The organism is Alteromonas sp. S005 (assembly GCF_036864475.1).
Classification (GTDB): domain Bacteria; phylum Pseudomonadota; class Gammaproteobacteria; order Enterobacterales; family Alteromonadaceae; genus Alteromonas.
On sequence record NZ_JAZETN010000001.1, the window covers coordinates 514,872 to 533,845 of the forward strand.

The 18,974-nt window shown below is 42.6% G+C and carries 15 protein-coding genes; 4 read left to right on the forward strand and 11 right to left on the reverse strand.

Annotation, left to right across the window (positions count from 1 at the left end; translation table 11 throughout):
* Positions 1-48: 48 nt before the first annotated feature.
* From V7R55_RS02145 to V7R55_RS02190, 10 genes are all read right to left on the reverse strand, one after another.
* On the reverse strand, positions 49-3,432 hold the full coding sequence (locus V7R55_RS02145; protein WP_334056923.1) for a DUF748 domain-containing protein: 3,384 nt from the start codon (positions 3,430-3,432) through the stop codon (positions 49-51).
* Between the two features lie 129 nt (positions 3,433-3,561).
* Positions 3,562-4,152, reverse strand: a complete 591-nt coding sequence (locus tag V7R55_RS02150) for a DUF2780 domain-containing protein (protein WP_334056925.1) — start codon at positions 4,150-4,152, stop codon at positions 3,562-3,564.
* Between the two features lie 240 nt (positions 4,153-4,392).
* Positions 4,393-5,454 carry an LTA synthase family protein gene (locus V7R55_RS02155; RefSeq protein ID WP_334057138.1) on the reverse strand — a complete coding sequence of 354 codons (1,062 nt, stop codon included), beginning with the start codon at positions 5,452-5,454 and terminating at the stop codon, positions 4,393-4,395.
* Positions 5,455-5,486: 32 nt separating this feature from the next.
* Positions 5,487-6,655 (reverse strand): IS3-like element ISAma1 family transposase gene (locus V7R55_RS02160; protein WP_085929700.1). Its coding sequence is split into 2 segments (ribosomal slippage): positions 5,487-6,406 and positions 6,406-6,655, totalling 1,170 coding nucleotides; the frame shifts between segments, so codons are not numbered across the junction.
* Between the two features lie 45 nt (positions 6,656-6,700).
* A complete protein-coding gene (locus V7R55_RS02165; RefSeq protein WP_334056927.1) occupies positions 6,701-7,591 on the reverse strand; it encodes a hypothetical protein in 891 nt (296 codons plus the stop codon).
* A 180-nt stretch (positions 7,592-7,771) separates the two neighbouring features.
* On the reverse strand, positions 7,772-9,010 hold the full coding sequence (locus V7R55_RS02170; RefSeq protein WP_334056929.1) for a M56 family metallopeptidase: 1,239 nt from the start codon (positions 9,008-9,010) through the stop codon (positions 7,772-7,774).
* Positions 9,003-9,395, reverse strand: coding sequence for a BlaI/MecI/CopY family transcriptional regulator (locus tag V7R55_RS02175; protein ID WP_334056931.1), 393 nt, complete (start codon positions 9,393-9,395; stop codon positions 9,003-9,005). The genes V7R55_RS02170 and V7R55_RS02175 overlap by 8 nt, the downstream gene beginning before the upstream one ends.
* A gap of 235 nt (positions 9,396-9,630) precedes the next feature.
* A complete protein-coding gene (locus V7R55_RS02180) occupies positions 9,631-11,616 on the reverse strand; it encodes a class I adenylate cyclase (protein ID WP_334056933.1) in 1,986 nt (661 codons plus the stop codon).
* 183 nt (positions 11,617-11,799) lie between these two features.
* On the reverse strand, positions 11,800-13,164 hold the full coding sequence (locus V7R55_RS02185; protein WP_334056935.1) for a HAMP domain-containing sensor histidine kinase: 1,365 nt from the start codon (positions 13,162-13,164) through the stop codon (positions 11,800-11,802).
* Between the two features lie 9 nt (positions 13,165-13,173).
* Entirely contained in the window at positions 13,174-13,887 is a 714-nt protein-coding gene (locus V7R55_RS02190; protein ID WP_334056937.1) for a response regulator transcription factor, read from the reverse strand.
* A 166-nt stretch (positions 13,888-14,053) separates the two neighbouring features.
* On the opposite strand from V7R55_RS02190, the gene V7R55_RS02195 reads away from it, so the two are divergent.
* Positions 14,054-14,503, forward strand: coding sequence for a Spy/CpxP family protein refolding chaperone (locus tag V7R55_RS02195; RefSeq protein ID WP_334056939.1), 450 nt, complete (start codon positions 14,054-14,056; stop codon positions 14,501-14,503).
* Between the two features lie 119 nt (positions 14,504-14,622).
* On the opposite strand, the gene V7R55_RS02200 is transcribed toward V7R55_RS02195, so the two are convergent.
* Positions 14,623-15,219, reverse strand: a complete 597-nt coding sequence (locus V7R55_RS02200) for a DUF4136 domain-containing protein (RefSeq protein WP_334056941.1) — start codon at positions 15,217-15,219, stop codon at positions 14,623-14,625.
* A gap of 332 nt (positions 15,220-15,551) precedes the next feature.
* Here V7R55_RS02200 and V7R55_RS02205 point away from each other — a divergent pair, with 332 nt between their 5' ends.
* The 3 genes from V7R55_RS02205 to zapE all read left to right on the forward strand — a co-directional run bounded on the left by V7R55_RS02205 (position 15,552) and on the right by zapE (position 18,889).
* Positions 15,552-16,613: an L-dopachrome tautomerase-related protein gene (locus V7R55_RS02205; protein ID WP_334056943.1), complete on the forward strand. Its 1,062-nt coding sequence runs from the start codon at positions 15,552-15,554 to the stop codon at positions 16,611-16,613.
* Positions 16,614-16,631: 18 nt separating this feature from the next.
* Positions 16,632-17,183: a DsrE family protein gene (locus V7R55_RS02210; protein WP_334056945.1), complete on the forward strand. Its 552-nt coding sequence runs from the start codon at positions 16,632-16,634 to the stop codon at positions 17,181-17,183.
* A 242-nt stretch (positions 17,184-17,425) separates the two neighbouring features.
* On the forward strand, positions 17,426-18,889 hold the full coding sequence (gene zapE / locus V7R55_RS02215) for a cell division protein ZapE (protein ID WP_334056946.1): 1,464 nt from the start codon (positions 17,426-17,428) through the stop codon (positions 18,887-18,889).
* The last annotated feature ends 85 nt before the right edge of the window (positions 18,890-18,974 follow it).

Genomic DNA, 18,974 nt, shown 5'->3' on the forward strand with positions numbered 1-18,974 from the left:
ATTAGAGGAAAAGGGTAGCCTAGCGAAACTGGCTACCCTTTTTGTTTACTAATTTGCTTCTAGGGTTAACTCAACGCCGCTAACTTCAGTATGTAAGTCATGCTGGGTATTTAGCAAAAATAAACGGTTTGCTTCAACTTCTCCTTCGTTGGCCAAATAGCTTTTTACCGCTTTACTGCGCAAGTCGGCAAGTTCAATTAACTCACTTTCAGGAATGTCGATACTATTACGAAGCTTGTTGTATCGGGCAATCGTCAGCGCTCTTTGCACGTCCTCTTCGTTAATCTCATCAATAAAGTCATCACTACTGTTTAGATCTTTACCTTCACTTGCTAACTCAGGGTATAACTGAGCCAACATGTTCTTATATTCTTGATTAAGGTCTGGCGTAAACATCTCTGTATAGTGTGACAAAAGGGCGTCGGCTAATGGGCCTTCCAGAGGTATACGGCTGCCAGTTAATGGTTCATCTTGGGAGCTACCATTGTAGATTTGATTTTCCATGTCACCACCTGCAGAAGTATTCCCGTTCGTAGTTGACCTGCCGGTGGTAGTAGTGGAGTTAACAAGCCCACTTTTTGCGAACAGCGTGGCATTTAACTGGCGTTGTGCCAGTATACTTGAGTCTGATATCGCATTAACCGTACCTTCAATGTTCACTCTTAGCCCAGGACGTTTTTTTAAGGCCTTAGCTAGGGTGTTTAGCTTTTCCTTGGCTTCAGCATTTAGCTTGTGCTCTCCAAACGTAAACGCAACACTGTCTAGCTCATCGTCACTGCCAACCAGATTTGCTAGTAGTGTAAACGGCGCGGTTACCGCCTTGGTAATGATATTGCCAATAGCATTGAGGATTATGGAGCCAAAGCTAAAATCTGGGCTGTCTACATCTCCAGATACATCTAAACCTAAATCTATAACGCCGTTGCTATCTTCTAGCAGCGCGATAGCCAGACCTAGTGGCAAACTTAGCGCTTGATCAGAATTAGATTCTTTACCTAAGGTTAGCTGATCGATAACCACATGATTCTTGCCTTCCAGCGCTTTACCATTGAGTTTGTATTGCACTGCTAATGACAACAAACCTTTATCAATGTAATAGCCCATATAGGTGCCAGAATAGGGGTTAACCGATGTAAGTTCAGCGCCTTTTACAGAGAAGTTTAAATCTAGGTCTAGATCACTTTTGAACGGGTGAATGGTGCCCGCTAGTTTTACCGGTGCGTAGTTATCTATTTTTCCAGTGATATCCACATTGGCCGGCGTATCTGAACGTGAGTCTATGCCTGTCACTTTCCCATTTAGGCTCTCAATGGCCGACGCGAATTTTGGTGTTAATGAGTAGTCAGCAAAATAGGCTTTACCGTTCTCTATTGATATAGCGTTCACGACAATAGCGAGCTCTTGAGCGTTTGAAGTCGCCTTTTCGCTAGTTGCAGATGCTGCCGAATTTGTTGAGTTCATGCCGTCAGGTTCGCCAGCGATATTATTTTTAGCGGGTTGCTCTTCTTTGTTGTCTTCTTTTGAAGCAACAAGTAGCTTACTCACATTGGTTTGCTTGGCTTCGTCAATAATGAGTCGAGCGAAAGGGGACTGTAACTGAATATTGTCTACGCTTAGCTGGTTTAAGGCGTGGTTAAAATTAATATCGTCCACTATTAATGACTGCCATTGCAATAATGGCTCTTTGGCATCATCTAAAACACTTAAGTCAGCAACCTTCGTATTTGCCTTAACGATTAATGTTTCAGTTCCCTCATCACCAACTGCAGCGTCAAATTCAACATTTAGATTGAATAGCCCATTTTCGAGGGTGACGTTGGCGTAGGGTGAGATATATTGTTGAAACTGATTAAGTGCTAGTTGTTCAATGGCTGCTTTGCCTTTAACCGTTTGTTCTGCAATTACTAGGCTTCCGCTACTTGTCAGGGTACCTTTTGATGTGTTGCTAAAAGCTTGGGTATCGGCCGAGACTTGTAGACTTGTGGTATAAGAAATGGGTTTAGATAAATCAGTGGTGATCTCACCGCTTTCAATACCCAATCGACTAATTCTATAGTAGGTGCCATCACTTATACTGCGCTCTAGCATATCAATAGTTCCGTTATTGAATACAAACTTTTGTAGTGCAACCTTCCATGTCGTTTCTTGCTCTAGTTCCTGTGAATTTGTATTCGCATTGGCGCTTGTTTGAGTAGCAGAGGCGGTCAGACTTTTAGGTGTAAACAGGCGCTGTAAATTGAGCCCGGTCTCGTCAAACAAGCCCGACACTCTGACATCGTTTAGCGCAACTTTAGCAATATTTACCTGTTGCGCTGCGACGTTTACGTTTATGTCGTGAACGGCAAATGAAGGGATGGCGAGGATCTCTTTCGAGATACTGGCGCTATCTGGCGCACTTGATGACGCTGCAGATAATATGGATGATGGCCTTGTGGAATTAAACACTAAGTTGTTGAGGGCAAACTCACCGCCTTCCAGTAAAAACTGAAATGCATCTTCTTCTTCAAAAGCCTGCGCCTGAAGGCTTAAGTTAACCGTGCCGTCTACTAATTTCGCGTCTACCAAATTTTTTGATAGTGACCAAAGCGGTGCCAAAGCAACGTCACTTATCGCAACGTCTGTAGCCATTTTAAATGGAGATAGTTGGAACTCACCTTTGATGGAAATTTTACCTTTCTCGGCGGTAAGTAAATCAAACTGATATTGATTAAACGCGGCTTGGCTATTTTCATTAACACTAATTACAGCATGTGTATCTAGGTCTTGCAGTGCAACGTCCAATTCAGGGTAATCAAGCAAAGTATCGGTAACTTCATCTTCTAAAACAATATGGCCGTTACTTAGTATAAATAGACCTAGTGTTATTCTAGGGATCTGCCCGTCGGATACGTCTTCTTCTTCATTTTTCTCATTCGAACTGCGCTTTTCAAGGTGAGCGAGAATATCGGAAAAGTTAAATGTTTGAGTATCGTTATCGGTATTTAAACGTGCCACTTTTGCATATGGCGAATTGATAGTTAAAGACTCAATCGCAGGAGTGAAAGTAAACAAGGATTGCCAGAAACCAATGTCTAGCGATAAATTACCGATGCTAAAAAAGCGATTATTTGACGCGTTATTTTTGACATCGCTTTCACTGCTATTTTTACTCTGCTCGTCACTGTTACTGTCACTGGTGGTTGTTGGTTTAGAGTCTGGATAGATGACAAAATCAGTAATGCCTACCTTCAATAGAAAAGGGTTTATCGCAATATCTTTTACCGTGGCATTTCGACCTGTATTTTCTTTTACTAGGTTAGGTAACTTTGCCTCTAGCACCGCAGGGGTCACTACGCCTAATAGAAGGGCATAGGTAAGATAGGAAAGGACAAGGTAGGTAGAAATTCGAAACCACTTTGATTTCGCTGAAAACCAAGATATTGCATTTTGCATAGGCGATTAGGCTGCGTAATTGAGTATGAAAAGATGAGCAAGGTTGCCATTAGAAATACAACCTTGCAAAAAAGATTTAAAGCGTATTAATTTCTGCAAGGCTGCATATATCAATACGCTTTCGATAGACTACAGAGCCGCTAGCAAATTATCTAGGCCAGATTTGAAGAGTGCTTGGGTTTCTTCATCGGCATTTACATTTAAGTACGAGCTAATTTGAGTGGCAAAGCTGGCAATCATATCAGTTGACAGGCCAAGCGCTTCAAACTGTTGCTTCAAATCATTTACAGATTTAAGTGTAGAGCTATATTCAGAGGCTTTATTGAGCAAGCCTGATAGTGACGAGCTAGAACTAGCAGCCGTATCGCTGCTAAGTGAAGGCACATTTTCAAGTAGGCCATCAATGCCAGGAATACTGTTTGCCAGCTGCGCGTAGTCACCACTAGAAAGGTTACCTTGAACATAGTTCATAATAGAGGCAATACCGCCTTCTGACTGGGTTTCAGATACATTGAGATTATCAGAAACTGTGCCAACCAAGCTAGATAGGTCGATACCAGACGCAGCGCGAGTCGCCATTTCAGTCAGGCTACTAGTAGTAACCGTTGAGTCAGCTTTTTTATCGCCTAAAAGACCTTTAAGCTGGTCTATATTGGCGTTTGCGTTTGTTGTAAAGACTGTAAGAGCAAGCACCGCAGGTGCTAAAGCGAAACGGTTCATAGTAAGTTTCCTTGACATTAGCTCCCTCAACACTGATGTAAATTGTCTATACGGTATACATATTGCCAATTAAACTTTGTAAAACGAGCATGGGTTAGTTGGTAAATGCTAACATTCTATCCTAATGATGCTTCAATTACTGTAGAGAAATTGTAAAGAGCGCTTACCAACACGCATAAAAAAATCCATCACATTATTAAGACAAATTAGTTTTAGCTGTATAAGGTTTTGGCTATTCTTTTACTCTATGAAAGCGGCTAGAGTTTTGAGTTTTAAATATTTCATGAGGTGTGCAGATTGCTCTATCGCTTTAACATCTTCTGAAGAATCAATTGCACATGAAAAGCGCTTTTCATTAAGGCAGCTAGAGCCGTTAGAGCACATATCTGCTTTTGGAAAACACTTTGTCGCTCCGTAAATAAAGCCATAACTATCCATGTTCATCAGAAATATTGGTCGTTTTTCATCGTTAGCTTTACTGCCTATTAGGGGGCGCCCAAGAAAAGAGTTCTCCTCATTGATATTTAAAAGAGAAAGCAAAGTTGGTGCAATATCTAAATGACTCCTCGCTGCGTCGATTTGGCGCGGCATCGAGTTAGGGACATGAATTAGCATAGGGACTTTGAATAAAACCTCAAATTGCTCTCTGGGTAAAACGGTATCTTCTGGGTAGTAAGGTACTCCGTGGTCACCTGTTATTACGATGACCGACTGGCTGTAAAACGGTTTTTGTTTGAGTTTGTGCCAAAAATCTCCGAGAGCAACATCTGCGTAATAAAGAGAGCGTTGATAATTACTGTAGATATCGTCGTCTAATTCTTTTAGATGAGCTGGAAATTTAAACCCTTTGTAATCCCAGTTAAATGGTTGATGGTTCGTAAGGGTTAATATTTCAGTGAAAAAAGGGCGCGATTGCTCATCAAAATAGTCTAAAGCAGTATTATAAAGAATAGGATCAGGAACACCCCATCCAATATCTTGCGCGTCACTGTAACCATCACGTTCAAATGATTCTTTTGAGTAAATGTTATTAAAGCCTAGCGAGGGATGAAAAACTTCTCTATTGTAAAATTCTATTGTGTTGCCATGAAACCAAGACGTTGTGTAACCATGCTTTTTCAATATGTGTGGTAAACACTTTCCGCGATAAACACCTTCGGAGCGTGCAAAAGGTGTAAGAAGGTTTCCATCTATAGAACTACATAAAATAGCTTGCTCAGACTTAATGGTAGCTCTAGAGGTAGCATAATTATTCGTAAACCAAAAAGACTCGTTTGCAATCTCAAGTAGATTAGGAGTTATGTGACGTGGTCAACCAAAATCACACAACCCAGTTAAGCCGCTTTTTGTAAGTTAGCCATGTCAGCCTCATATTGATTTGGACTCTTGTAATCCAGATATGAGTGCATTCGCTGACTGTTATAAAACATAGTGATGTATTGCAGAATATCCTGCTGGGCAGCACGGCGACTCTGGTAGTGACGCCACTGCACTCGCTCTTGTTTCAATGTGCCGAAGAAGCTTTCTACGACGGCATTGTCCCAACAATCACCTTTCCTGCTCATGCTACCTGTTACCTTGTATTGCGTCAGTAACTGTCTAAATTGTCGGCTTGCGTATTGAGAGCCGCGATCCGAATGATGTATCAGGCCCACTTTAGGTTTACGTTGCCACAAAGCCATCGTTAAGGCATCACACACAAGCTGGGCATTCATCCGCGATGCCATACTCCAGCCCACGATTTTTCGTGAGAATAAGTCAATCACTACGGCCAGATACAGCCAGCCTTCTTGCGTCCAGATGTAGGTAATGTCAGAGACATACGCCTGGTCTGGCTTTTGAGCATCAAAGTCGCGTGACAGCACGTTATCGAAGACAGGTTGCTGATGGTCGCTGTTAGTCGTGACTTTGTATTTTCTACGTCGTCTGACGCTCACTCCAGCTTCTTTCATCAAGGCTCTCGTTCGCTGTTTTCCAACCGGATAACCAAGCGAATTCAACGCGCGTTTCATACGTCTTACGCCATAGGTAAAGTCACTGGCATCTGCTACTTTCTGTACCCACTCAATTAACTCATCATGTTGCGGATCCGGTTCAATGTGTTCCTTGCGTCGCACGGCACTATAGTAATTACAGCGACTGACACCAAGAATCTCGCACATCAGGCTAATCGGCCAGGTCTTCTTATGTTGGGTGATGAAACCGTATTTTACTTGGTTTCTTTGGCAAAGAAGACCGTTGCCTTTTTTAAGATCTCTTTCTCCATTTTCAGGCGCTTATTCTCTGCTCGCAGTTGGCGAATTTCTTCCTGCTCGGGCGTCAACTTACCATTGCCACGAAATGCGTGAGCCCCTTCTGATTCTTGCTCTTTAAGCCAGCGGCCTAACATATTGGCACTGATACCAAGACTGCGAGCAGCCTCAGTAATCTTGTAATTTTGTTCTGTAACCAGACTCACCGCATCCAGTTTGAATTCTTTCGAGTAGCTTTTTCGGGTTTTCATATACACTCCAGTTGAGATAATTATCTCTTAACTGGGTGTGTGAATCTATTGGAGCACGTCAATGTCTTTCGATAATTCTTTAAATCGAGCGCTCTCTAATACAATAAGTATTACATTCTTCTTATTAGGTAAACTTTGCGTCAATGGAGTTGACGGATAAAACGTTAAGGGGTTTACATTACTGTTTTTATGCTTAAGCCCTGGATACTCTAATATAAGATGGTCAAAATTTTGCGAGCTATACTCTTCTGGTAGTTCGACGAGCGTTTTTTTTCTAAGTGCTTTTGCTATTACCTTCGCTTTATTTTCTGCGGCATTATCCTCTGACTCTGGTACTAACCATAGCGCTATGGGCGTACTTCTAAAAAAGTACATTAGTGGGTTTTCAAACTCTACGTCTCTTCTTTCGTTACTCGTTAGGTTAAGCAGTTTATTAGTATCATTTCGTGTTGTGTGAATGCTGACTAAAAACAACCCAATAATAAAAGGTATCAAAAACGTTAAAGTACCCTTAATCCACGAGAAGCGATGTAATTTTTTAAACAATGTTTTATGAAGGAGAACGCCAAGTGCACAGATGCACATTATGAAGATTAGAGCTGGTATGCTGTTGAAATTTTTGATCGCTAAAAATAGCTCTCGATAAAGCTTGAGCGATTCAAAACTAATGTAGAGTCCGTAAAAATCAAAATACTCTCTGGATGCTGAAGCAAAGACCGTTAAGCTTGTCAGCATGCATATTACAAAAGCCGTAAATACAAACCTCTTGCAATAACTAAAAAGTACTAAGAGACAAAATACAAAGCAACAGAGAGCGAGAGTATCAATCTGAAAATAAATGTCATTGTTTAAATAAAAACCAAATAAACTAAATATTGCTAGAGGGATGAGGCTTAACACCGTAAATAAATAGACTGTTGCTCTAGAAGCTTGCATTGAGAGTTTCCATACTCACCATCATATTGCGGGGTTAAAATGATACTAATTTGGCTAACTGTATTAAAGTAAGAATAAGTATAGATTTTTATAACGGTGGATTTAAAACTTCAGCGTAAAACAAAACACTAAAAGGAGCGGTGCGCTCCTTTTAATATTCTGACAGATTTTCGGCCTTATTTACTTTGTTTTAGGCGGAATAATTATACGCTCTACATCAGGAGTGGCGTTCTTTTCAGCATTTGTTGTATCAAGTTGCGAGCCCAGTTGATAGTCTAATTGGACGAGAAGCCCAGTCTGTCTGACGCCTTTGCCACCTTGAATGCGTGGTTTATATTCCCACTGTTTTAATGCCACTTTAGCACTTTTATCAAACACGCCAGCTGGCTGAGATTCAACCACTTTTACATTATCTGTTGTGCCTGTTTCAGTGATATCAAAAGACAGCACGACAAAGCCTTCCAAATCATTTTTCGCTGCTTTTTCTGGGTAGATTGGCGGAACGCGTTTAACTGGGGATGCTTCATTAACTTTCGATTTATCCATGTTGGCTTCAGCTTTTGGCGGTGGTGGCACATTGGCCAACGCGGTATTAATAGTTAGTAATGCGGCAACAGAAAGTACGCTCGCTGCCAGCACTTTATTGCTGCTCATTGGTTGCTTTATAGCATTTAAACGTTTGATCATAGTCGTCTTTTCTCCAAAGGTTGGGTACAAAGTTATAGTGCGTGAACAATGCTCGGCACACTGCACAAGTGCTTTTGCATAGGTGAGTTTTTCCTTCTCTGTCTTGTTTTTTAGTACAGCATGATCACAAGCCAGTTCTTGGTTTATTCTGAAAGACTTAAGCGCAAGCCAAACTAGTGGGTTAAACCAAAATAGAATGGCAATAGCGAGTGCTAGCGTATTCCACAGGTGGTCACAATGTTTACGATGGACGGCTTCATGTTCCAATACCAGTGCCTGTTGCTGCTGTGAAAACGTGCTTTTAAATGAAAAGGGAATAAGCACTTTGGGCGCGATGAAGCCAAACAGCATAGGGGTGGCTGCTTTACTGGAATAGTAGGCATTAGTGTGGATTGCGCGTCGTTTCCCTATCGAAGTCCATGTTGCAAAATGATGTACTAAAACATAGGCAGTGATAATGCTTGCACCTACCGCCCAAAGAGTAAACCAGGTTTCAATTGCAATAGTGTCCGCTGTTGGTTTAACGCCGACTACATAGCGGGCAAAGCTATTTGATGGAATGCTAACCATCGACAGTGGAAGGTTGTTAACTATCAGGCAACCTGGTATCAGCGCCCATAGCTTATACGTTAACGAGGTACCTAATCTAGATGTAAAAAAGTGTTCAGAGACAATGAGTAAAATGAGCGTCAGTGACAAAATGCCTTGTTGAGCGATAATCCAATCAATCATTATTTTTTTCCCACTCTTTTATAAGCGCTTTAAGCTCGTTCACATCTTGTTTAGACAGCGAGTTTTGATTCGCAAACCCAGCAACCATAGGCGCGATTTTTCCTTTAAATAATCGACTTACAAAACTTGTCGTTTCTTTCTTTGTATAATCTTCGCGAGCAATAAGCGGGTAATAAAGGTACTGGCGCTGCTGTTTTTCAAAGCCTAATACTTCCTTTTTCACCAAGCGACCCAATAGTGTTTTTACGGTTTTTTCATGCCAATCTTTCTTATCGTTTAACCGTGAAACCACTTCACTTGATGTAGCGGGGTGGTCGTCCCACAGTACGTCTAGTACTTCAAATTCGGCGTTTGAAATTTCAGGTTTGTCTGACATTTTACTCATAGTGACAATATCTAATTTAATGATTACAGTTGTAGTCGATGTATTTAGATTACACTTGTAATTCTAAAGCGCAAGTTTTTTTGTGTGTTTTTTAAACCCTTTTTGTAAGGGAAGAGGAGTTCGTTCAGTGCTTTCGTATTTTTGAGCAGGTATGTGCCTTAAAAAAATAAGAGAAATAAACTAAGGCAACGGCTTGGGGGCGGCGACGTGTTGCAAAAGAAGCGTGTGGTTCTTTTTAGTAAAGGACGTTAAAGTTAAGGTCGTTTGACTCTAAAAATTCGCCTAGGATACGCGCTTGTTGATTTCCCCTTGGTACCATGACGTAGCAAACCGGCTTGGGTGACACTTCTTGAAGGTCGTACCATAATGTATCTAAAACATCATTGCCGAATTTTAAAAAGGTTTCGCCCCAAGACGTTTTATATATAACAGCTACATCTTCAACCGTGGCTTTTTGACGTAAAGTCGGGAAATTTACGATAGCGAAGGTTGCGGTTATACGCTCGGGCGCGAGTAGGTCGTTGCGGGGAAGCGATGATACTTTAACGGGCGGGAAATACTTGCACAAATGCTTTAAGAGATCGTTAAGATCTAATTCACTTACTTCGCCATAGTTATAGTCTAAATAAACCTTACTGCTGGTATCGATAATTTTACTTGATACCAGCCATACCATTAGCGCAATCGCACTAGGCGCTTGGGATATTTTTTGTGCTTCGTCAATGATGCCGGATTTACTTAACAAATCACCGGCGTAGGCAGACCATACCTCATCACCGTTTTTAAGCTGGCGCATGGCAATTGTGATTTTTTCACAATAAAGGCTTTCATCGAAGGCACGCCGAAGAAATTCTATTTTATCTTCTTTTTTTGCGTAATAGGTACTTAAGCGCCTGCCCAAGACGGTCATGTCTTTTTCATCCATCACTTGCTGGTGGTCGCTGAGTTCCTTAGAAATGCGTCGGTAGCATTTTAAAAGAAAGCTATGGACACGGCGACTAAGCTGCACACGCTCACTAAACGCCCAATCCTGTTGATTGTCTAGATGCAGTATCTGTTTTCGGCTCCATCCCCACTGTCTTGCATAGGACGCTAAAATTTTGCGTTTAAAGTTTGGCTTTTCTCCCTCGAAAAGGGGTTGGCTTAAGGGGCATGCGCATTTTAAATATAAGCATTGCTGCAGTATCCCAATGTCCTCGGGCTGTCCGTTGGCTTTATAGTGGGTAATAAGTTCATCAAACATTAATGCGTATGGATCTATGTCTGCGACCCGACCCGGCGCTTCAGCACCCCGGTGAACGTGTTTTTTTAGTAGGTTACAGAGCGGCTGCCCATGGGAAATGTTGGCCAAGTAGACTTCAAGCTTTGCCATTTTTAAAACCGACTTGAATGGAGAATCCATTGCTTTCCCCAACTGCCAAATGGCTGCACCAAACAGCTCGCTGGCATCGAGTTTTTCTAAGTGACCTAAATCCATAAACCAGTCTAAATCAGGTGAGCCGCCTTTTTCCAAACTGTTATAAATGGCCTGGTATTGTTTTTCTGTGGTTTTTTCTGGTGTAAGCCACCAGAAGGGGGCTTTGCCCGCTACTACAATATTGGTGTTGTAAAATTCGGCTTTTAAAAACAGTGCTTGTGCAGAGCCTGCGCTTTCACCTTCAGCAATACCGAAGTCATTTTCCTTTACTTTATTTATCTCAGATAAAAAGAAGTGCACTTCAATGCCAAAGATGTTGTCCGCCCATTTTTCAATAGCCGTAAGCTTTTCTTGTAGTAAGGAAAGCTCTGTATCTGAAAAGCGATTACCTTCAATGCACACCCAAAAATCGAAATCTGAGTCATCAGTTTGCGCAATCGTGCCCACACTCCCCATTAGGACGAGTGATTCTATAGCCCGTTGCCTCGGCCAGATCTGCTTGATATCAGAAAAAAGATAACTCTCGGAGGGGAAACATCGTAAAAGTGCCTTTTCGATATCAGGCCTAAAAGAGTAGTTACTGATGCCAAAAGGAACGGTCTCGCCCGACGATAGCGGGGCAATATAACCCGGAAGTGCCTCGTGATTTACGTGAACTAGAAATGGAAGCACATGAAAAAGTGGCTTGTGCTTTTCTGGCATAAGTGTAAGCGCACGTTCAATACGTGCTTTGTTATACCTTAATACACGCAATAACCTAATGGTAAGGTTTTGCTGGACGGAAAGCGGCTGCTGCGTTGCCATTATGTTAATCTGCGCTTCTTCATGCAGCCAAGCATAACGCTAATTTGCATCGACTTCCTCTATTTTTGGCAACTAGTTACTTGGTTATGTCAGTAAAATTGTGCAAAAAGAAATTGTACATCTCTTAAATGAATTTAGCCCTCTCTTTTTATGCGCCTCATTTCATTAAAACGCGCTTCACAATCAAGAGGGCGCGTCTTTAGGTATTGTAATTTCAACCCTTAGTCCGCCTCGTTTCGGGCTTTGCATGGTGAGTGTTCCGCCATGCTTTTCCACTGCTTTTAGCGCTATGGTTAAACCCAGTCCAAAGCCCTCGGTATGCATCTGATTTCCTGCTCGGTAAAATGGCTGCATCAACTTTTTAATTTCATTGTTATCTACGCCCACGCCATTGTCTTCAACAACGATGACAACATTATTGGTATCCGAAGAAACCCTTACAGATACTGGTTGCCCTTTGTCGGAGTACTTACACGCGTTACCTACGATGTTGTCTAACGCCTGGTGCAGCGCTTCGGGAAAGCCGTTTATTATGGCAATATTTTTACGGGACTTGTCAAAGTCTAGTGAAGTCGGAATACCTGGATAGTTAATAGCCATATCATCCAAAACACGATTGCATAATGCAATCACATCACATGGTTCTGCTGCCTGCGGTGTTTGCTCCAGCGTTGAGAAGTTTAAAATTTGCTGAATGAGTTGGTCCATTCGGTGGCAGTCACTATGTATTTGCAGAACGTGTTTGTTACCTGGTTGATGCTGTTCGATGATTGCTGCTGACGTTTGAAGCCGAGCTAGTGGCGCGCGCAATTCATGGGATACGTCGTGTAATAACCTTTTCTGTGCCTCTATAGCATCAGCGGTTTTACGAACCATGAAATTTATATCGGCTGCTAAATCACTGAGTTCGTCGCCACGAGAAAGTAGCTGAGAGGGAACCTGCAACGCTGTTTGGTCGTTCGCGTATTGTCGACTAAAGGCGCCTAAATACTTAATCGGTTTTACAATGCTCCAACTAAGTAGGGCACTTACTAATGCCGAGGCTAAAAATATAAATACAAACTGCACTGACTGAAAGCGGCTTAATACTTGTTTGTAGATTCGCGGTGTTTGCGGTTGTCTAAACTGAACGATGTATTGCGTGTTTGAAGGGCCATAGATTTCACGTGTGACCCGTTGGTCGTCAGGCGTTTTATTCATGCGGTAGTGATAAATTGTATCGCCATCTACCGAGGTTATTAACATAGGGATCAGCTGTTTTTCTCGTCCGTTTCTTCGTTTGATCCACTCTTTAATCTCGTTTCTCGCCCTGCCTTTTGTAAACGTTTCATGCTCGTATCGCCATACAATTCTTTCTGCCTGATTGGTCGCATCGTCAAAAAAACGTTTAGTATAGTTACTTGAGGTATATTCGTTTACTAAGACGTAGCCAGTTGCCGCCATGACCGCTAAGCTGGCTATCCAAAAAGCAACAAAAATTCGCCAGAACAAGCGTTTGAACCCCAAGTTAGCTTTTAAAGCTGGCCATTTAGTGTTGCCAATAACCATGACTGTCCTCTATTCTGATTGCTGAGGTACGGTTAGCATTTGATAGCCAACACCGCGGACAGATTGAATAACGTTAGTAACCCCAGCGGCTGAGAGCTTCTGGCGAATTCTGCTAACGTGAACATCCATTGCTCTATCATAGGCTTCCAATGGACGTTTCAATACTTCTTGCGTCATCTCCTGCTTGGAAATGGTTTGCCCCACACGCTCCATCAGGTAGCTAAGAGCGTTGAACTCAGCCCCCGTTAACGCAACGGATTTCCCATTAACGGTGACCTGGCGTGCGCCGATATCTAAATGGATACCATGTAGTTCGCTTGGCGAAGCGGAAGGCGTTGCTTTTAAGTACTGTGTTCTTCGGATGATAGCGCGAATACGAGCGCCAAGCTCTCTTGGGTTACAAGGCTTAGGTAGGTAATCATCAGCACCTAATTCAAGGCCTACAATTCGGTCTATGTCATCACCACGACCTGTCAGCATTAAAATAGGGGTTTGCTTTTCGGCTCTTACTGATTTCAACACATCAAGGCCCGACGTACCGGGCAACATAATATCTAGCACTACGGTGTCGTACTGATCGGTGTTGAGTAGTGTTTTTATCGCTTCATCGCCGCTGTGAATGGCATCAACACGAAATCCGTCCCCTTCTAAAAATTCTTGGAGTAGGGCACATAAGTCTTTGTCATCGTCGACGAGTAAAACGTTTATTTTGTCATTTTCCATGCCCGAATATTACCCCTATTCACTGCAGTGTTTTTCAACTTTACCGAACTTTACACTAGCTTAACCCTACTTATCGATTGATTCACGCATACTTAATTCCGTTGATGAAACAACAATATTTTTTAACGTCATGCATAAACATGGCAAAACAAGTAGGAAGATTAAGATGAAAAAATTAATTACCGGTGTTTTATTAAGTGCATGTATCGCAACCACTGCTTACGCAGGTGGTAAGAATTCAGATGAACGTAGAGGTGGAGATTTCCTGCCTTTGCATAAAATGGAAAGAGTACTTGATCTAACTAACGAGCAAATAGTGCAGTTTGAAACATTGAAAGAGGAGCTTAAAGCTGAGCGTCAGGCTAAAAGAGCCGAAATGGGTGAAGAAGGTAAGCGCAGAAAAATGAATGCTCTAGCGGGCCTAAACCCTGATGACGCTGACTATCAAGAAAAGGTTAATGCGATTGCAGAGCAAAAAGCTGAAAAAGTAAAAGCACGTTTTCTTAAGCGTGCTGAACTTCGCATGAAAGTCGCGGATATTCTAACCGATGAGCAGCTTGAAAAGTTCGATAATATGAAAAAGAAACGTGGCAAAAAGCAACGTCAGCACAGCTAATGTAGACCATGTTTAACAAACTAAAAGCGCCTGTACGGCGCTTTTTTGCAAACGTTATAGTGTTCTCAGCACTTGTTTTAAAAAACAGGGGAGAGCTCAACTTTGATAAACCTGTTTCGCTAGTTCTGAGCAACTCTTGCTGGATACTGTTCAAGCAAGCTTGTTACCAGTTCATCAAGCTTGTTTTGAATACTAATACTGTCTTTAGACTCGAGTTCAACGCTACCCGATGCGCTATAAATAAACTTTCCATCTTTTACTATATCTATTTGAAGACCTTGTTGGAAAGAGGTTTGCTCGCCCACGGGTATGCTGAATATACTGCCGAGAGAAATGCCACCAGAGCGCCCAAAGGTTCCTGTACCCAATCCTAAATTTAACGTGGTTCCATCTTCTTTTGTGGTCGTAGATGGAAGATAACCTACTGACACATCGGCGTCGTTCTCTGTTGTTGGCGTTAGGCCTTTTGTAATCAAACGCTCAGTTATGGTTGAAGACAAATGGTTAGCGAGAGTTTCGTTAACAGGGTTTAGTGGCGCTTGAATATAAAACGTTTTAATGTCTGCAAAGTTTTGCGTGTCATCTACGCTGATTTGAGGTTTGCTGGCGCATCCAACAACTAACGCTAAACTTAACAACGACAACAAGGCTGACTTAATATCATACTTCTGTTTCCAAAAGCCTCTGTGACATTTTGTTGAAGTGCTACTTCGCATAACAAATCCTCTCTAAATTACTGCTGTTAAAAGGATGCTCCGTCAGCAGAAAAGTTTAACTATTTCTCACTTTAACGACAGAATACCCTATTTTAGATCTGAATTAACACTTAACGGGTTGACGATAAGCTACAGCCTTCTGCTCACTGAACGTAATTCGCTGAATTGTCGTCACTCGTCGTTGAATTGTGCTCTGCTAAGGTATTTAAACCGTATGCATTGTTATTAAATGCTGCTTACTCGTTTTCTTATATGCATGCCAAAGCGCACGCTTGAATGTTTACAGTAAGCGAGCGGCTATGTTTAAAGAAAAGACTTAAAGGGTAAAGGATATGCATATTAAGCAAGTGAAGCGCACGTTAACTGCCACTGTCATGGCGGCAGTTTTTTCTGTAAGCGCAGCAGCAAACGACGCACAGGATTCTCAAGTTGAATTGGTCGGTGACATTAAAGGCACACAAATTACTGGTGTAACGGTAAGTAACGATGGGCGAGTATTTGTGAACGCGCCCAATTGGCGAGACGGCGTGAGATTTTCTGTGGCTCAGATTACCGATAACGGAGAGTTTGTTGCATACCCCAATACTGAAACAAACGAGTGTGTAGCGCAAAGCGAGGTAAGAAAGGATTGCTTTTTGGCCGTGCAGTCAGTGGTTGCCCACAAAGACAAGCTGTATGTTTTAGATACTCGAAATCCTAAGTTTAGTGGGGTAGTTGGTGCGCCTCGTTTGTTTGTCGTTGACTTAGCTTCAAACGAAATCGAAGCAACTTTGATCCTCAGTGAAGATGCATATCACTCTGATTCCTACATTAACGATTTACGCGTAGACGAGAACACGAATCGTATATACATGACGGATTCGGCACACGCGGGTTTAGTGGTTTATAACCTCGATGACAATACCAGCTATCGCATTTTAGATAATCACGAAACCACAAAAGCTGAGGTAGAGTCGTTAAACATTCAAGGTAAACCCTTCAACATGACCGTTCAATCAGACGGCATCGCGTTAGATACGTTGAATGACACATTATATTTCCATGCTTTGTCGGGGTATTCACTATATGCCATTAATACCTCTGATATAAAGAAAGCATCGAATGAGGAAGTGGCTAAAAAAGTGCGAAAAGTCGCTACAACAGGTGCGCCAGATGGCATGATTTATCACGAAGGCAATGTCTATTTAGCTGACCTGGAAAAGCAAGAGGTGCAGTACCTTACACCGAGTCTCGACCTTCGCACACTTGTGAAAGGCGATGTGGTGAGCTGGGCTGATACCTTTAGTATTTATAACGATGAGCTTTATTATACCAACAGCAAAATCGAAGATGCGGGTAGCGATGTAAGCGACATGACGTTCGAAGTATATAAAACAGTGCTACCTGCGCGTTAAAGCTCAAGGAATATGAAAATGAGTATGACGAAAGTGAACAGCAAAGCGGCACTTGTTTTGGCAGTGTCATTTTTTATAACGGGGCAGGTTTCAGCAAAATCAGATTTTGAGTATGGCCCAGTGTTTAGTTCTTTTGGAAAACATGCGCCCGTGGAGGGCGTTAGTTTTGCTAAAGATGAGACATTCAAGGTTGCGTTTGACGTAGCTAAAGCAGCAAAAACAGGAGAGGTTAACCGCAAGTTTGAGTCGCTGGCACGTTTTATCAACATGCATGTAGCTAACGGCGTGAAACAGGACAACCTTTCCCTTGCACTTGTGGTTCACGGTTCAGCCACAGAAGAAATGTTAAAGAGTGAGTTCTTCAAAAAGCGCAAAGAGCAATCCAACGGCAATGAAGTGCTACTTACTGCACTGATGAAACAAGGCGTTGAAGTGATAGTATGCGGCCAGTCAGCTGCAGCCCATGGCGTTGAACAAGGCGCTTTGATAGAAGGCGTAAAGATGGACCTATCAGCCATGACAGCCCATGCGCGCTTAGCCAAACGAGGTTACTCGGTTAATCCTTTTTAGGTTATTTAGTATTTGTGGAGGTATGTGTTATCCGACTTAAGTGGTTTTATGTTTTGTTTAGAGAGTAAACAAAATATAAATATTCTATTTTATTAATATTATTCATATGGTTATGTTTTACTCTTGCAAGTTGAGACCTTGAACTTGAGTCTTTACTACAAAATCAATTGATACCCATATAGAAATCAAGCGTACCAAAGCACCATGTTGATAAACTCATCAGGTTCATGATGAAGACGGTGATGGATAATAAAGCAGCACAACATAGCGTAGTTCGGCGGTCTTCCCCGACAGGCCCAGTAACAGTGGCATATGAAAACAAGGTGGATGCGGGGGAGTTGCGACAAGATGACGCGCAATTTGCTCTGGCGGCAAAACTCGATGCTCTGCATGAGTCCCTTTCCTCGCTTCCGCCAGTACCAGTGTGCACTCATAAAGCCAAAAAGAGCAGCTCTACAAGTAGCGGTCCGCTGTTACTTTCACTGGAGCGAACCTTGGCATCTACCCAGTCCTTTTTTCGAAAGATGTTCGATTTGTGGTCTTTTGGTCCACCACCGCGAGGTATATACATTCATGGGCCGGTCGGGGTGGGCAAGAGCTTTTTGATGGATCTCTTTTACGCGTCGGTTGATGCTCCTGAAGAAAATCAAAGCTGTAACAAGAACAGCCACAGCCACGCAAAAATAACCAAACGCCGCGTTCACTTTCATGAATTTATGCTAGAAGTCCATCATCGAATCTTTGTCTACAAACAAAAGCACCCAAGAGATGATGCGCTCCCCATCATTGCGCAACAATTAGCACAAGAAGCCCAACTCCTCTGTTTCGATGAATTTCAGGTAACGGACGTTGCCGATGCCATGATTTTAAAACGACTATTTTTGTTGTTGTTGGATTTGAATGTCGTGGTTGTGGCCACTTCCAATCGCGCCCCAGAGGCACTGTACGAGGGCGGCATCAACCGCTCTCTCTTTTTGCCATTCATCGACATGTTGAAAGACACATTCGACATTATTTCTATGGAGAACTCTAGTGTAGATTATCGACTTGAAACTCGAGCGGATGGTCAATCTTATTTTTGGTCGAACGAAGATGTTTATGGCAAGATTAATGACAACATACAGGCGCAGTTGGAAAAAATATTCGGTGGCAATGCATCTGGAACTGAGGCTGAGATCATTCCCGTCCTCTTTGGTCGGACTGTCAAGGTCACCCGATTGAATGACCGGTGCGCCTGGTTTAACTTCTCCGATTTGTGCTACCAACCGCTCGGGGCGGCCGACTATATTGCCCTCTGCTACCGGTTTCCGGTCATCATTATGGAACGCGTCCCTCAACTGGACGCCAATCACCTCAACGAAGCGCGACGGTTCGTAACCCTCATTGATGCGTGTTATGAATCTCGTACCCGCTTGGTGCTTACAGCACAAGTCCCGCTCGACGAGTTGTTTGTCGAATTTGAAGCACATGTTGAAAGCAATGATGGCGATGGAGAATTAATTGTCAACGACAAAGGTGGAAACTCGAGTTCTTTTGCTACGACCATGATCCGCACCAAAGAGGGGAAATACTATGAGTGGTCTGCGACAGGGCGCGTTGGCGTGTCACTTGCTCAATTTTCGTCCGCCAATGATCTTGCCTTTTCCTTTAGACGAGCCGCGTCTCGGTTGGTCGAAATGGGGGGAAAAGAATGGGGTCGGCAATGACGAAAGGTCTTTATCTTTCAAATCATTGCGCCTAGGGCTTGCTGCACCTATGGCTGAACAGGGCCTTGCGTCAGGCTTCATATAC

What these genes read in the sequence shown, in the direction of transcription:
- V7R55_RS02185 (WP_334056935.1), bottom strand. Translation starts at nt 13,164, where the DNA reads ATGGTTATTGGCAACACTAAATGGCCAGCTTTAAAAGCTAACTTGGGG.
- V7R55_RS02170 (WP_334056929.1), bottom strand. Translation starts at nt 9,010, where the DNA reads ATGATTGATTGGATTATCGCTCAACAAGGCATTTTGTCACTGACGCTC.
- V7R55_RS02210 (WP_334056945.1), top strand. Translation starts at nt 16,632, where the DNA reads ATGAGTATGACGAAAGTGAACAGCAAAGCGGCACTTGTTTTGGCAGTG.
- V7R55_RS02190 (WP_334056937.1), bottom strand. Translation starts at nt 13,887, where the DNA reads ATGGAAAATGACAAAATAAACGTTTTACTCGTCGACGATGACAAAGAC.
- V7R55_RS02180 (WP_334056933.1), bottom strand. Translation starts at nt 11,616, where the DNA reads ATGGCAACGCAGCAGCCGCTTTCCGTCCAGCAAAACCTTACCATTAGG.
- V7R55_RS02205 (WP_334056943.1), top strand. Translation starts at nt 15,552, where the DNA reads ATGCATATTAAGCAAGTGAAGCGCACGTTAACTGCCACTGTCATGGCG.
- V7R55_RS02175 (WP_334056931.1), bottom strand. Translation starts at nt 9,395, where the DNA reads ATGAGTAAAATGTCAGACAAACCTGAAATTTCAAACGCCGAATTTGAA.
- V7R55_RS02195 (WP_334056939.1), top strand. Translation starts at nt 14,054, where the DNA reads ATGAAAAAATTAATTACCGGTGTTTTATTAAGTGCATGTATCGCAACC.
- V7R55_RS02145 (WP_334056923.1), bottom strand. Translation starts at nt 3,432, where the DNA reads ATGCAAAATGCAATATCTTGGTTTTCAGCGAAATCAAAGTGGTTTCGA.
- zapE (WP_334056946.1), top strand. Translation starts at nt 17,426, where the DNA reads ATGGATAATAAAGCAGCACAACATAGCGTAGTTCGGCGGTCTTCCCCG.
- V7R55_RS02150 (WP_334056925.1), bottom strand. Translation starts at nt 4,152, where the DNA reads ATGAACCGTTTCGCTTTAGCACCTGCGGTGCTTGCTCTTACAGTCTTT.
- V7R55_RS02200 (WP_334056941.1), bottom strand. Translation starts at nt 15,219, where the DNA reads ATGCGAAGTAGCACTTCAACAAAATGTCACAGAGGCTTTTGGAAACAG.
- V7R55_RS02165 (WP_334056927.1), bottom strand. Translation starts at nt 7,591, where the DNA reads ATGCAAGCTTCTAGAGCAACAGTCTATTTATTTACGGTGTTAAGCCTC.